This window comes from uncultured Shimia sp. (genome assembly GCF_947493595.1).
Lineage (GTDB): Bacteria > Pseudomonadota > Alphaproteobacteria > Rhodobacterales > Rhodobacteraceae > Shimia.
In genome coordinates, this window is the sequence record NZ_CANLRL010000006.1 from 222395 (window position 1) to 236739 (window position 14345).

Genomic DNA, 14345 nt, shown 5'->3' on the forward strand with positions numbered 1-14345 from the left:
CCCTTTTGGCAGGAGGCCAACCCCATGGAAATCATCTCAGAAAATCGCGCCTTTGGCGGCACCCAAGGCGTGTACAGTCACAATTCCCACAGCACCCGCTGTGAGATGACCTTTGGCCTGTTCCTGCCCGAAGAAGCCCAAATGGGCCCCGTGCCAGTGATCTGGTATCTCTCCGGCCTGACCTGCACCCATGAAAACGCCATGACCAAGGCCGGTGCGCAGCAATGGGCCGCCGAACAAGGCGTCGCGCTGGTCTTCCCGGACACCTCGCCCCGCGGAGACTCCGTCGCGGACGACCCGTCGTATGACCTCGGCAAAGGCGCGGGCTTTTATGTGAATGCCACCCAAACGCCGTGGACCCCACATTACAACATGTGGGACTACATCACCGAAGACCTGCCCTCCTTACTACAAGAGAAGTTCCCGCTCGATCTGTCGCGCCAATCCATCATGGGCCATTCCATGGGCGGCCACGGTGCGCTGACCATGGCCATGTCCCTGCCCGGCCGCTTCCGCTCCGTGTCGGCCTTTGCGCCCATCGCCAACCCAACCGCGTCCGACTGGGGCCGCAAACAGCTCAGCGCTTATCTCGGCAACGACGAAGCCGCCTGGGCCGCCCATGACGCCACGCTCTTGATGAAAGCAAACGGCTTTGACGGCCCTGTGCTGGTTGACACCGGTACCAGTGACCAGTTCATCGACCTGCTGCGCCCCGAAGCGCTGGCCGAAGCCGCCAATGCCCGCCGCCAAGAAGCCACTCTGCGCCTGCAAAAAGGCTACGACCACAGCTATTTCTTTGTCTCCACCTTCATGGAAGAGCACATCGCCTTCCACGCCGAAGCGCTCTATGCAGACTAAGAAAGACCTCTACCTATGACTGCCATCTACGTGGATGCCGACGCCTGCCCAGTGAAAGCCGAAGTCGAGCGCGTTGGCACCCGCCACAAAGTGAAAATCTACGTCGTCTCCAACGGCGGCTTGCGCCCGTCGCAAAACCCGCTGGTGGAAAACGTGATTGTGCCCGAAGGCCCCGATGTGGCCGACATGTGGATCGCCGACCGTGCGACTGCAGGCGACGTGGTCATCACCGGCGACATCCCTCTGGCAGCCAAATGTGTGGAAAGCGGCGCGCGCGTACTAAAACACAACGGCGAGGCCCTCACGGCGGCCAACATCGGTAACGTGCTGGCCACCCGTGACCTCATGGCGGATTTGCGCGCCGCTGACCCGTTCCGCCAAGGCGGCGGCAAAGGCTTCACCAAAGCTGACCGCTCGCGGTTTCTGGAAGCGCTCGAACGGGAACTGCGGGCCGCAGCACGGGACTGACCGCGGCCCGAAGCACTGCACCTAGGGACGTTTGGTCATCCCGTCTGCAATGGCGCGAAACGCGGCCATGGCCTCAACTTCGTGAGATTTAAAGTCGGGATCTGCCGACATTTTAACGATCACCGTGTCCGTGTTTGGGCTGACGTAGATAAACTGCCCCCAAATACCAATCGCCGAAAAATCTTCCTGACCACCATCCGGCAGCCACCACTGGTAGCCATAGCCCCAATGCGTGTCTACGTTCCCTCGCGCCAATCGCAGCACGCTGGCAGTTGTTGCCTCAGACACCCAATCCGCAGGCACAACTTGCTGCCCCTGATACTGCCCGCCTTGCGCAAACAGGACTCCCAGGCGCGCAAAATCCCGCGCCGTCGCGTTCAATCCCCAGAATGACAGCACATTGCCATACACATCTGTCGACCAACTGGCATCAGCCTCCGCCCCCAACGGCTGCCACAGTTTTTGCTGCATATAGCTGGCAACCGACATGCCTGTGACCGCTTTGATCAGCTGCCCAAGCGCCTGCGTGTTCAAGCTGGCGTACTGAAACTCCTGGCCGGCCGCACCAAGCGACCCGTAGTCGCCCATAACTCGCTCCACCGAACGGAATTTCAAAAACATCTTGTCATAGATCGTAAAAGCATCCGTGCTTTTGTCGTCATACACCTCGGAAAAGGCGATGCCCGAGGACATGGTCAAAATGTCAAAAATGGCCACGCCATCAAAACCGGACTCGGCAAGCGCAGGCACATATTTGGTGATCGGATCCTGAACATCGTCAATCAGCCCGTCAGCGACCGCGATGCCAACCAACGTGCTTACAAACGACTTTGCCACCGAGAACGACGTCACCAGATCGCTCTCCGAATTGCCCTGAAAATAGGCCTCATGCACAAGGTCACCATTGTGCACCACAAGAAACGCAGTGGTCTGACTGCGCGCCAAAAACTCTGACAGATTGCGCGCTTTACCCTCAAAAACATATGTCTCGGCAATGGGGGTGATCGCGACATCATAGGCGGCGGGATTTGAAGCGCGTGCAATTGGCGCTGTCGGAAATGCATCTGACAAGTTTCTGAAACGCACCACACGATGGTCCGGATCAAACAGCGTCATTTTGGGCCAAGCGTAATCAAACGCAAAATACCCAGCAGCGGCAAGTAGCGCCGCCACAAGTGTGAGGGAGAGAGGGTGTGTCATAGCTTTTCCATTGTCATTTCGCGATATTACGATGTGTTAGGCCAAAAAAAATGACAATCGCTCAGCTCAGCAACATGTCAGCCAATGCTGCAACATGCCCAGAACCTCATTCACTGCCTTTTTGTTGACCGTGTAGCGCACCTGCCGGTCCACTTTTTCCGATTGAAGAATGCCCGCTTTGCGCAGGATGGTCAGATGCTCAGAGGCCGTTGACTGCGCGATCCCCATGCGTTCAGCAATTTCACCCACGCTGTGCGCTTCTTTATCACTGAACACCCGGAACAAGATCTCCTGCCGGTTTTCATTGGCCAGCGCCCGAAAGACGTCTAAGAGATCGACTTGCTGCATCAGGTTCCCAAATTTCGTACATTCCCGATATATCGATACTTCTAACCCAGCCCTATGTCAACTGGAGCCACACTCAAGCCGGACAACTGGTTTCAGACCGAGGGACACCCAAACCACTAGGTCCTGTTGGATCGAACCAAGCAGAAGCTGAAAGGCCGCCCCCGGCCGTACCCATATTGCCTCACACAAGTTAATCCTGCCGCGGCTGGCTCCACTCCAGCTCTTTGCTTGCAATATCTCCCGGCGCCCATTCGACCAGCCCATGCAGCTCGGTTGTTGTCCGTTTCTCCGGATATTTATCGCTCCACTCCGAGCACGCCCACATCATACCGCAGGTCTGCCAAGTAGCGTTTGCACCATCGCGCCAGCCAGAGTCTTTGCGTGTCGTCAAGGTTCCCCCGGTGCATTCAATATAATCATAGCCGCTTGTGCTATGTTTCCATTTTGACTTCATTCGCAACACCACGCCGCGCCCGCCATCACGCTGCCAACTGCCGGAGAAATCCTCATACACATCAAATACACCATCACGGGCCGTGTAATTCAGCCGCTTAGCCGCGCCGTTTTTATACAGCACCCAAGGCTTCCCTGAACGCCGCACCGGCGCGCCCCACTTCCATACCGTGGTGGCACTGCCGAGATAGTCCAAGTCCGCAGGTTTGAGAGTGCCATTCGGGCTCTCAAGCCACGACTGTTGAGACCTAGGTGCAATCTCGCTGTAAAAATGCTGAGGGTACTCTGCCGTTTCCACCGCTTGGCAAAACTGGTCCCCATCTTTGGTGTTCTCCTGATAATACGACGGCCCGCCGGTGTAGTTCGGTTCCGGCTGAGCGCCATTGTCGCTGACGTTTGAACTTGGTGGGGACACGGGCTGTGTTGTCCGAGTAGTGTTGGTGGTCACAGCCGGCGCAGGCGCATACCTCTGCACCGCCTCAATCGCCTTGCGAGACCCTTTGAGGCCCAACGTCATTGTCTTGAACTCGTTTTCTGCGTAACTGGCTTCGGTTTGATAACGAAACTTCACCGTGTCACCAGACTTAAACGCCTCTAGCATCGCCGCCTGATTGCGGCCCGAAATTGGAATCCGAACCTGCGCACTGTCACCATAATCAATCAAACAGTTTTGACCGCCGCAGCCATTCATATCCAGCTCGGTGTCCTGTCCGTTGGCATGTTTCACCGAGACCCCCATGAAGTGGATCATCGGGTCATCAGACACACGGTACATGCCATAATAGTAGCCGCCGGTTTCCTGATCCCGTCCTAAAAACACTCGCGCCAGCAATGCGCCGCTCTGCATCAGATCATAGCCCGCCTCGCCGTCATAGTATTCCCACCGGTCAGACGAGGTGTATTGCGGCGTCGGCGCCGCCTTTTCCAACGCCTTTATAAGCGTTGCGATCATGTCGTCATCAGCGCCGAGGCTATAGGCCTCTTCCAAAAGTGAATTCGCCCGCGCGATATCGCGCTCCACACGAATGCCGTCGGCAAAATACGTGCCCAGCTCCGCCGCTGCTTCGCCATACCCCGAACGCATCGCCGCTTCAAAATAGGCGATGGCCAGATCGGCGTTTTGCTCAACACCAATGCCTTTCATGTACTTGACGCCGATATTGCTCTGCGCCACCGGATAGCCCGCATCCGCAGCATCGCGCTGTAATTCCACAATGGCCTCCATGTCATCCGTGTGAAAAACGCAGCGCTCGGTGGCAAACACCCAGGCCAGATCGTTCTGCGCCACTGGGTTGTCCGCCTCAATCGCGCCCACCATCAGCTCGCGAAACGCGCTGCCGTCACCTTCACAGGCCTGATCGGACATCACGTTATATTTCTCCCGCATCGGCTGCCAGAACGCCCCCGCATCCTCCGCAAACGCCATCCCAGCGCCGCTCACACAACTCGCAACACAAGCCGCCACTACCGCATATTTCATGTCATCCCCTTTGCGCAAAACAGTCCAAAACACCGCAACGCCTGTCCCAGCGTAAGCCGAGGCAGGCGTTTTTGGCAAAGAAAATAGTGTTTTGGCGCGTTACAGAAGGGTTTGCAGCAAATCGAAGCCCTTGCCCCAGCCGCTGTCCATATTGCCCATCATCTGCGCAAAACAGGCGATCTCGTCTTCCGTCGCATCCACCGGCACCTGCTCCAGCTTCACCTGACCACGCCCGTTCTGCTCGCTAAACGTCACCGTGGTCAAAAGCTTCTGCGGCCAGTTTGGCATCATCGGATTGGGCGCCTGCTGCCAGTTCTCATCGGTGCTGTGATGTAGCCAGACGATCTTGTCGCCCTCAGACACCTCCTGAAACTCCATGCGGCTGTAGTCCGACTTCTCGCCCCATTTCATCTCGTTAAGCCACCGCCCACCGGGACGCAGATCAAACTCGTGGATCACCGTCTCCACCCCCGGTCCGTACCAGACCGACAGCAGCTTCGGGTCGCTAAACGCCTGCCAGATCTGGCCCAAAGTGCCTTCAAACGTGCGCTTATACATATAGGTTGGCAAATCACTCATCTTTCAAATTGTCCTTTTCATTAGATTTCATTGTCTCAAGAAGCGCGTCCAACTGATCAAAACTGCCAGACCAGAAGCGGCTGAATTGCTCCATCCAGTCCACCGCCTCTTTCATCGGCGCGGCCTTCAAATAGGCCGGTCGACTTTGCCCCACCTGCCCGCGTTCGATCAGCCCCGAGGCCTCCAACACTTTCAGATGTTTGGACACCGCTGGTTGGCTCATCTCAAACGGCTCTGCCAAATCACGCACATTGGCCTCGCCTTCACACAGCCGCGCCAAAATCGCGCGGCGGGTCGGGTCAGCCAAAGCGGCGAAGACCGCGTTCAACTCAGGATTTTCATAACCATTTCGTTTCATAACTCAATGGTTATTCATTGCACCTTTTCCGTCAACATCTTTAAACGCAATTAATTCAACGGCTTTTCCCGCGAGGGTCGTTTTTGACCTAGACCTTGCCGGCGAATCCCGCCCTTCTGCGCCCATGTCTCAGCCCCGCACGTCCCTGCCACTCGGCCCGCTCTCTGCCCTGATCGCGACCTTCTTTTTCTCGATCAATGACGCGGCAATCAAATTCCTCTCCGGCGACTACGCGCTGCACCAGATTGTGCTGACCCGCTCGCTGATTGGGTTGGCCATTCTGCTGATTGTGATTGTGCCGTTCCAAGGCGGGGTCTCGGCCCTGCGCACCAAACGCCTTGGCATGCACGGATTGCGCGGCCTCTGTGTGGTCTTCGCCAACACCACCTTCTTCCTTGGGCTCGCCGTGCTGCCTCTGGCCGACGCCATGGCTGTGTTCTTCATCTCGCCCCTGCTGATCACCCTCTTTGGCGCCGTCTTGTTAGGAGAGGTCATCGGCCCACGCCGCAAAGCAGCCGTCGCCGCTGGCATGATTGGTGTGCTGATCATGATCCGCCCCGGCGCCTCAGACTTCAACCTCGCGCTTCTATTGCCCTTGGTCTCCGCCGTCGCCTATGCGCTTCTGCACGTGCTGACACGCAAGATCGGCACCACCGACAGCGCTGCCACCATGGCCGTATTCATCCAGATCGTCTTCATTGTGGTTTCCGCTTGTGTCGGCCTGCTGCTCGGCCATGGGGCCTATGAAAACGCGGGCGGCGAGATGATCAGCTTCCTATTGCGCGCCTGGCACTGGCCCGCCACTGCCGATTGGCCCATCCTGTTTCTACTCGGCTGCTCCATCGCCTTTGGCGGCTTCTTCATCTCCCAAGCCTACCGCGTGTCCGAGGCCAGCCTGATCGCGCCTTTGGAATACGCCGCCATGCCCATGGGCGTGCTGTTTGGCATCGTGATTTTTGGTGAATGGCCCGCGCCCACCACCTGGATCGGCATGACGCTGATCATCGGCGCCGGCCTGTTTGTGTTCTGGCGTGAAACCAAAGTGGGGGACGCGCCAGTGCCAGACCGCCCTCGCGTGCGCCGCTAATCCCGCCCCAACGCATTCCCCACTTGCACCCCACACTGCGCCCACTAAGGTCGGCGCAAACCATTCTTTCAGGGGCAAATTATGTCGCAAATTGACGCCGTGATTTTTGACATTGGCAATGTACTGATCCAGTGGCAGCCGGAAAACTTCTATGACCGCACCGTCGGCGAAGCCCGCCGCAAAGCCTTCTTTGCCGACACCAACATCCATCACCACCATGAACAGATCGACGCTGGCGCCTCCCTGCCCGGCATGATCGAAAGCCTCGTGCCACAGTATCCCGAATACGAGGCCGAGCTGCGCATGTGGAACGACAACTGGAACGACCTCGCGGCCCCGGCCATTCCCCACTCCGTGCGCCTGCTCGATGCGCTGGTCGACAAAGGCGTGACCGTCTTCACCCTGACCAACTTTGGCCACGACAACTTCCCGCTGTCGCAAGCGGTCTACCCGTTTCTCAATCGCTTTCACCGCGAATACGTGTCGGGCCGCCTGAAACTGATCAAACCGGATCCGGCGATCTACGCCCATGTCGAGGCCGACTGCGGCATCGCGCCGGACCGCCTGCTGTTCACCGACGACCGCGCCGACAACATCGCCTCTGCTGCGGCGCGCGGCTGGCAAACCCATCTGTTTGAACACCCACAAGGCTGGGCCGACCGTCTGGTATCCGAAGGCCTGCTCACCACGGAGGAAGCCAAATGACCACCATCATCTCCTTTGAAGAAGGCGAGAAGAACATCAACTGGCTTGGGCTGACGGACGCGCTCGCCGCGGGCCACAGCCTGCCCAAGGCAGAAATCTCCGACAGCTTCCTCTACCGTGGCAAAGACACGCTGCTGCAACGTCAGGCCTGGATCAACGGCCTTGGCATCGCAGTAAAGTCTGCCACGGTATTCCCAGACAACCCATCCCAGGACGTGCCAATGATCCACGGCGCGGTGACGCTGTTTGACGACGCGCATGGCATCCTGTCCGCGCTGATCGATTTTCACCTGGTCACCAAATGGAAAACCGCTGGTGACAGCCTCTTGGCCGCCCGCCGCCTCGCCCGCCCGGACAGCTCCAAAATCCTGATCGTCGGCGCAGGCACCGTGGGCCGCAATCTGCACGCCGCCTACTCCGCCGTCTTCCCCGACGCAGAGTTCACCATCTGGAACCGCACCCAGGCCAACGCTGAGAAAATGGCCGCCGAAATTGACGGCCTGAAAGTCGCCACCAATCTCGAACAGGCTGTGGGAGAGGCTGACATCGTGACCTCCGCCACCATGTCCACCGAGCCCACCCTGCGTGGCGATTGGCTGCAACCGGGCCAGCACATCGACCTGATCGGCGCCTACCGCCCCGACATGCGCGAGATCGACAACACCGCCCTCACCCGTGCCAGCCTCTTTGTCGATAGCTACGACACCACGTTGGACCACATTGGCGAGTTGAAAATTCCGCTGGCCGAAGGTGTAATCACCCGCGAAGACGTGCAGGCGGACTACTACAGCCTCGACACGTTCACCCGCACCTCGGACGATCAAATCACCCTGTTCAAAAACGGTGGCGGCGCACATCTCGACCTGATGACCAGCCGCTACATTCTCGATCAGTGGCAGGCGGCCCAGTCCTAAGCCCTGCTTAAAGCAAAGGCCGCTGCGGTAACCCGCAACGGCCCCCAAATGTCCCCACCTCCGCAAAACAGTCGCGATACCGACGCAATACCGACGTGGGTTTTGGATGGTTAACGCCCTACGCGGCGACCGCCTCTGGTGTCCGGTTTTCGCGGATCGGCAGGTGCACAATGGCACTGAACGCGCCCACGCCAACACCAACCCACCAAACCAGCGTGTAGTCGCCATACAGGTCATACATCCGGCCTCCCAGCCACACGCCAAGGAAGCTGCCAAGCTGGTGGGAAAAGAACACAATCCCGTAAAGCGTGCCCATGTAGCGCAGCCCATACAGATGCGCGACCAGACCGGAAGTCAGCGGCACGGTTGCCAGCCACAGCGAGCCCATCACGATTGAGAAAACAACCACGCTCATCGGGGTGATTGGCATCAGAATAAAGATCGCCGCCGCGAGCGTGCGTCCGGTATAAATCCCTGCCAACAGGTACTTTTTCGGGAAATGCTTGCCCGCCCAACCGGCCAGCAAGGTGCCGCCAATATTGGCCAAACCAATCAGAGAAATCGCCACCGCGCCCAGTGTGGACGTAGAGGTGATACCCATATTTGCTAAAGTAGACCCAGCCGCAATTGGCCCACACATCTCAGTGATCATCGCAGGAAAATGCGCGGTGACAAAGGCCAACTGATAACCACAGCTGAAGAAACCCAGAAAGATCAGCGTATAAGACGGGTCTTTAAAGGCCCGCTTTAGGATCTCCCCCATGCTCTCCTGCAGCTCTTCTTTGCTCGCCGCCGCCGGCGCCCGCATCGCTGGCAAAAGCAGCAGGACCGCCAAAATCGCAATCGCAAACACCACAAAAGTCTGCTGCCAAGACATGAACGACAGCATCCACTCCGCCATCGGTGCCCCAAACACCTGACCAGCCGAGCCCGCAGCCGTGGCAATCGCCAAGGACATGCTGCGGTTCTCATCCGAACTGGCGCGGCCAACCACGGCAAGGATCACACCAAACCCCGTGCCTGCAATGCCAAATCCGACAAGAATTTCAAATACCTGATGCGCCTCCGGCGTGACAGCAAAGGACGACAAAACCAGCCCCGCCGCATAGACCAGCGCGCCAATTATGATGGCTTTCCGATCCCCAATCTTCTCGGCAATCGCCCCAAAAATCGGCTGCCCAATGCCCCAGGCTAGGTTTTGAATCGCAATCGCCAGCGAAAACTCACTGCGCAGCCAGCCAAACTCTTCCGCAATCGGGATCTGAAACACGCCAAAACTGGCCCGAATGGAAAAGCTCACAAGGATGATGATACAGCCCACCATCAAAACCGGGGTCATCAACGGGGTCTTTACACTCATCATCTCTCTCCTGTCTGCGCGTCGCAAACACTGAACAAATGAACGACCTCAGGTCAATTCAGCATTTGTTCACCTCCTCATAACAGTCTGTCATAGGGTCCGGCGTGGCCCTTTTCCTCACCGCTTCAATTGGCTAAGGGACATGTATGGATAGCTTGCCCGAGATTTACGCCGCCCGCGTGGCTGACGGAACCCTGCACGCCGACGACGCCCAAGTCGCGGTGCTGCCGGAATTGGAACGGATCCGCGCTGAGGTGTCCAAACCCGTCCCAAAAAAATGGTTCCGCAAATCCACGCCGGAGCCAGTGCGTGGCCTCTACCTTTGGGGCGGTGTTGGTCGCGGCAAATCCATGTTGATGGACCTGTTTGTCGACAGTCTCTCCGTGCCCGTGCGCCGCGTACACTTCCACGCTTTCATGCAGGAAATCCACGAGGCCATGCACAAGGCCCGTGCTGACGGCATTGAAGACACTGTGCAACCCGTCGCCAAGGCTGTGGCCGACAGCGTGCGTGTGCTGGCCTTTGACGAGATGCAGATCACCGACATCACCGACGCAATGATTGTGGGGCGTCTGTTTGAACAGCTGTTTGAGGCCGGTGTGGTGATTGTCACCACCTCCAACCGTGTGCCGGATGATCTTTATAAAAACGGCCTCAACCGCCAACTTTTCCTGCCCTTCATCGCCCTAATCAAAGAAAAGATGCGCAGCTGGGAGCTGGTCAGCCCAACCGACTACCGTCAAAATCGCCTTGCGGGAAATCAGGTCTATTTTGTGCAAGCAGGCTCCGAAGCCCGCGCCCAAATCCGCGCCATCTGGGATGATCTCACCGGTGGCGCAGCCGAGCCGCTTGTGCTCACCGTAAAGGGGCGCGAAGTCACCCTGCCCGCCTACCGCAACGGCATTGGCCGGGCGAGCTTCTTTGATCTCTGCGGCAAGATGCTTGGCCCAGGCGACTACCTCACCATCGCCAACGCGGTTAAGGTGCTGATCCTCGAAGACATTCCCACGCTGAGCCGCAACAACTTCAACGAGGCCAAACGCTTCGTGACCCTGATCGACGCGCTTTATGAGGCCAAAGTCCGCCTGATCTGCTCCGCCGCCGCCGAGCCGGAAATGCTTTATCTTGAAGGCGAAGGCATCTTTGAGTTTGAGCGCACCGCCTCCCGCCTGCGTGAAATGCAGGACGCCGATTGGGGCCAAGACGACTAGTCTTTCCGTCAAACCAACCCGCAACACAAAAAGCCCCCGAAGGGGCTTTGAGACGTGTCCAAATCTTTGGAAAATGGCAGGGGCACCAGGGCTCGAACCCGGGACCTACGGTTTTGGAGACCGTCGCTCTACCAACTGAGCTATACCCCTAACGTGGGGTGTTTCGTAAGGCACCCTCGCGCCGGTGGCAAGAGGGAAAACGCGCAAAAATCGCAAGACTGGTCAGCTTTGAACTGCGCCTGTATGAGAGGTGCGCACTCAAGAGGTTTTGACCCCATGTCACTGAAGCAATCGCTCAACCGTTTGCGCAAAAATATCGCCGATAGCCCGCGTGTGAACCGCGCTGTCGAAGGCATGTTTGCCACCTATGTGCGATTCGCCTTTAAAACCTCTCGATTTGAGCGCACCGGCTGTGAAGAACTCGACGCCTGCCTGGCGCGCGGTGAGGCCGTGATCACCACGGTCTGGCACCAACGGCTGATTCTCGGCCCCTATATGGTCAACGCGCCCAAAGGCACCCGCGTTGTCTCCCTGACCTCCGCCGCCCGCGCTGGACGGCTCGCCGGCCAAATCCTTGTGCGTCTAGGCTGGGAGACCATCCCGATGTCGAGCCACCAGCGCCACGTGACGCTCTCGCGGGAGGTGCTGAAACGTTATCGCGAAGGCTGCTCTCTCGGCGTGGTGCCAGACGGCCCCCGTGGCCCGGCCCGTGTGGCCTCCACCGTGCCGCTGATTTGGGCGCGCTCCACCGGCGCCCGTGTGTTCACGCTGGCCTTTGCCCAAAAACGCGTGCTGCGGCTGCCGACCTGGGACAAGCAAATGCTGCCCCTGCCGTTTTCGCGCGGGATCATCACCTGTCAGGAATGGACCGACGCGGTCCCACGCAAGCCCACCGACGCAGAAACCGAAGCCCTGCGTCTCAGCCTGCAACGGTCGCTCGACGAAATCACCGATGCCGCCGACGCCGCCCTGGGCAAACCCAGCGAAAACCCCAACCTGTCGAGCTAACCGGCTTACGACGCCTGCACGACACGGCGGTCAAACCGCTGCATCACCGGCAATATCCATGCACGGAAGGTCTTCACTGGTCGCTCAAAATAGCGCGCAAACAGCAGCCCCACCGCGATCGATCCGCTCAGCAGCAGCGCGTCCCGCCCCAACATCTCCGGCAACAGCGCATCCAACAAATGCAGCGCCGGATAATGCGTCACGTAGATCGAGAAGGTCGCCCCCGCCATCCAACGGATTGCCCGTGTACCCCATAGCTTTTGCGGGTTCAGGATCGCCACCCCGCCCACATGCATCACCGTGCAAAGTCCAATCACAAAGTTCCAGATGAACTCATCAGAAAACGCCAGCACCATCCGCGCATCCGCCACGCCAAGCTGCGCTGCGGTCAGGCCTGCCAAGGTCTCCGGCATGCCAGCCAATTGCCCAGCCAGATAGAGCACTGGCCCGCCAAGTGCCAAGGCCGAGCCCATGGCCCGCGTATACCCGCCAGCCCGCTCCGCCTTAAGCCACTGCCACAAGGCCACACCCAACAACCAGGCTGGCATCAACAGAAGAACATTTAACCCTGCCAGCCACGCCAGTGCCACCAGCCCCAACACCCGCGCCGCGCCTTTTGCAAACAGCGCCACGCCAAACAGCGCATAGTATGCCGCCTCATAGCTCAGCGACCACAGCGGCCCGTTGGTGCCCAGACGCACGCGGTCAAACGCGGCCCATTCATTGGTAAATGTCACGCCGCGCAGCAGGAACTCCCCCACCGGCAGCGCCTGATAAAATCCGTTGGGGTAGGCGCTCGCGTCAATCCGCGTGCCAAGCGCGTCAAACACCAGTGTCAGCACCAGCGCAGGCACCATCACGGTCAACAACCGCGTCACACGGTTAAAGGCAAACCGCCCGGCAGAGCCATCCCGATCAGCGGCAAAGGCAATCACACAGCCGGACATGACAAAGAACACAATCACAGCATCGCTGCCCACGTTCCAGTCGCGCAGGAACGCGTAGTCCGTGCCGGTGAACCGAGGGTAGGCCAAATGGGAAAGGACCACGACAATCGTGGCCACCACCCGCAAGACATCCAACCAAATGGAGACGCCTTTTGTCATCTTAGTGCCCCTCAGCTGGTGCAACGCCATCCTTGGACTTGCGCTTGACCATCTCGATGCCGGTGGCCTCCTCAAGGCTTTCCACAAACGGCTTGATCAGGGCGTCTTTCAAAGTGGCATGGGGCTGTTCAATCAACTCGCCTTTGCCATCGGCCACACCAAACTGCAGTTTTTCGTAGCCTTTCGGCACATAGAGCGTGCCAAACATCCAATCCCAGATCGCAAACACTTCGCCGTAGTTCTTGTTGAAATGCTTCTTGGCGCTGGAGTGGTGCACATGGTGCTGTGCCGGGGAGATAAAGATATGCTCCAATACCGGCCCGTAGCTCAGCCACACATGGCTGTGGCGCAGGTTGGCACCCAGCAGATTGAAGAGGAAGTAGCCCGCGTTTGCCCCACCAATGGTGACCAGATCAATCTGGCCAATCAGCAGGAACAGCACCAGAGCCTGCACCGTACCCAGCACCACGCTGTAGATCAGGTTGCGAATGAGCAGGAAAATCGGGTGGTTACGGTTGGCGGTCAGCGGCGTCATCACCTCAGCGGAATGATGCAACGCGTGGAACGGCCACAGAATCTTGCTTTCGTGGTGGATGTAATGCGCCCAGTATTTACAGAAATCCATCGCCAGGATCATGATCAACGTCGCCAGCGCGCTGCGGCCCCAGGTCACGTCCAATGGCTGGAACGGCGTGCCTTGCCATCCGATGAAGTTGGACAACATCACTTTTGCCACAATGGGGGTGAACAACACCGCGCCAAAGATGCCGGCCACGCCGAGCAGCAGGTTGATGGCAAAAATCTGAATGTCGATGATGTTGGACTTGTGGGTGTACACTTCGCGCGGAAACAAGAACTTCGCAAAACTGGTAGGGCGTCCACGATAAAGCCAAATACCAAAAACCATCACAATTGTGGTGCAGAGATAAAACACCGCCAAACGCGATTCCCAGCCCCAAAACATATACTTAAGTGCGGCCCAAACCTCGTAAACCCAACCCATTTCCATGCTCCCTTTCGCAGTCTGCGCATGATTGCCCCCCGGCATGGCGCCAATCTGATGGGCAAATGCGGGGAAAACATGGCGGAAAAAGGGAATGTGGCGGATTTCAGAACAATCGTTTCCAAACCAAAAGCAAAAAGGCCGCCCAATGGGCGGCCTTTTCGTAGTCTGTCGTCTGAATTACGCTAGGCGTAATTACTCAACGAT

At 58.3% G+C, this 14345-nt stretch carries 15 protein-coding genes and 1 tRNA gene; 7 read left to right on the forward strand and 9 right to left on the reverse strand.

Annotation, left to right across the window (positions count from 1 at the left end; genetic code table 11):
* The first annotated feature begins 24 nt into the window (after positions 1–24).
* Both fghA and Q0955_RS15370 read left to right on the forward strand, forming a co-directional pair.
* Entirely contained in the window at positions 25–858 is an 834-nt protein-coding gene (gene fghA, locus Q0955_RS15365) for an S-formylglutathione hydrolase (RefSeq protein WP_299425729.1), read from the forward strand.
* A 15-nt stretch (positions 859–873) separates the two neighbouring features.
* Positions 874–1326: a YaiI/YqxD family protein gene (locus Q0955_RS15370; RefSeq protein ID WP_299425732.1), complete on the forward strand. Its 453-nt coding sequence runs from the start codon at positions 874–876 to the stop codon at positions 1324–1326.
* A 21-nt stretch (positions 1327–1347) separates the two neighbouring features.
* Here the strand turns inward: Q0955_RS15370 and Q0955_RS15375 are convergent, their stop codons facing one another.
* The 5 genes from Q0955_RS15375 to Q0955_RS15395 form a co-directional block, all read right to left on the reverse strand.
* Positions 1348–2526: a serine hydrolase gene (locus Q0955_RS15375; RefSeq protein WP_299425734.1), complete on the reverse strand. Its 1179-nt coding sequence runs from the start codon at positions 2524–2526 to the stop codon at positions 1348–1350.
* A 66-nt stretch (positions 2527–2592) separates the two neighbouring features.
* Entirely contained in the window at positions 2593–2874 is a 282-nt protein-coding gene (locus Q0955_RS15380; protein WP_299425737.1) for a metalloregulator ArsR/SmtB family transcription factor, read from the reverse strand.
* Between the two features lie 190 nt (positions 2875–3064).
* Complete coding sequence (locus Q0955_RS15385; protein ID WP_299425740.1) at positions 3065–4807, reverse strand: hypothetical protein; 1743 nt, start codon at positions 4805–4807, stop codon at positions 3065–3067.
* Positions 4808–4906: 99 nt separating this feature from the next.
* Entirely contained in the window at positions 4907–5386 is a 480-nt protein-coding gene (locus Q0955_RS15390; protein WP_299425743.1) for an SRPBCC domain-containing protein, read from the reverse strand.
* A complete protein-coding gene (locus Q0955_RS15395; RefSeq protein ID WP_299425746.1) occupies positions 5379–5744 on the reverse strand; it encodes a metalloregulator ArsR/SmtB family transcription factor in 366 nt (121 codons plus the stop codon). The genes Q0955_RS15390 and Q0955_RS15395 overlap by 8 nt, the downstream gene beginning before the upstream one ends.
* A 124-nt stretch (positions 5745–5868) precedes the next feature.
* On the opposite strand from Q0955_RS15395, the gene Q0955_RS15400 reads away from it, so the two are divergent.
* The 3 genes from Q0955_RS15400 to Q0955_RS15410 all read left to right on the forward strand — a co-directional run bounded on the left by Q0955_RS15400 (position 5869) and on the right by Q0955_RS15410 (position 8450).
* Positions 5869–6831 carry a DMT family transporter gene (locus tag Q0955_RS15400; protein ID WP_299425749.1) on the forward strand — a complete coding sequence of 321 codons (963 nt, stop codon included), beginning with the start codon at positions 5869–5871 and terminating at the stop codon, positions 6829–6831.
* 81 nt (positions 6832–6912) lie between these two features.
* Entirely contained in the window at positions 6913–7536 is a 624-nt protein-coding gene (locus Q0955_RS15405) for an HAD family phosphatase (protein WP_299425752.1), read from the forward strand.
* Positions 7533–8450 (forward strand): ornithine cyclodeaminase, encoded by a 918-nt coding sequence (locus Q0955_RS15410; protein WP_299425754.1) that lies wholly within the window; start codon positions 7533–7535, stop codon positions 8448–8450. The genes Q0955_RS15405 and Q0955_RS15410 overlap by 4 nt, the downstream gene beginning before the upstream one ends.
* A 118-nt stretch (positions 8451–8568) precedes the next feature.
* Here the strand turns inward: Q0955_RS15410 and Q0955_RS15415 are convergent, their stop codons facing one another.
* Complete coding sequence (locus tag Q0955_RS15415; protein WP_299425757.1) at positions 8569–9810, reverse strand: MFS transporter; 1242 nt, start codon at positions 9808–9810, stop codon at positions 8569–8571.
* A 146-nt stretch (positions 9811–9956) separates the two neighbouring features.
* Here Q0955_RS15415 and zapE point away from each other — a divergent pair, with 146 nt between their 5' ends.
* Entirely contained in the window at positions 9957–11021 is a 1065-nt protein-coding gene (gene zapE, locus Q0955_RS15420) for a cell division protein ZapE (protein WP_299425760.1), read from the forward strand.
* A gap of 74 nt (positions 11022–11095) precedes the next feature.
* Here zapE and Q0955_RS15425 read toward each other — a convergent pair.
* Positions 11096–11171, reverse strand: a tRNA-Trp gene (locus Q0955_RS15425).
* A 126-nt stretch (positions 11172–11297) separates the two neighbouring features.
* On the opposite strand from Q0955_RS15425, the gene Q0955_RS15430 reads away from it, so the two are divergent.
* Positions 11298–12029: a DUF374 domain-containing protein gene (locus Q0955_RS15430; protein ID WP_299425763.1), complete on the forward strand. Its 732-nt coding sequence runs from the start codon at positions 11298–11300 to the stop codon at positions 12027–12029.
* A gap of 5 nt (positions 12030–12034) precedes the next feature.
* Here Q0955_RS15430 and Q0955_RS15435 read toward each other — a convergent pair whose 3' ends face one another.
* Together Q0955_RS15435 and Q0955_RS15440 are read right to left on the reverse strand one after the other, a co-directional pair.
* Entirely contained in the window at positions 12035–13135 is a 1101-nt protein-coding gene (locus Q0955_RS15435; RefSeq protein ID WP_299425766.1) for an acyltransferase, read from the reverse strand.
* Position 13136: 1 nt separating this feature from the next.
* Positions 13137–14138, reverse strand: a complete 1002-nt coding sequence (locus Q0955_RS15440; RefSeq protein ID WP_299425769.1) for a sterol desaturase family protein — start codon at positions 14136–14138, stop codon at positions 13137–13139.
* Positions 14139–14345: the final 207 nt, after the last annotated feature.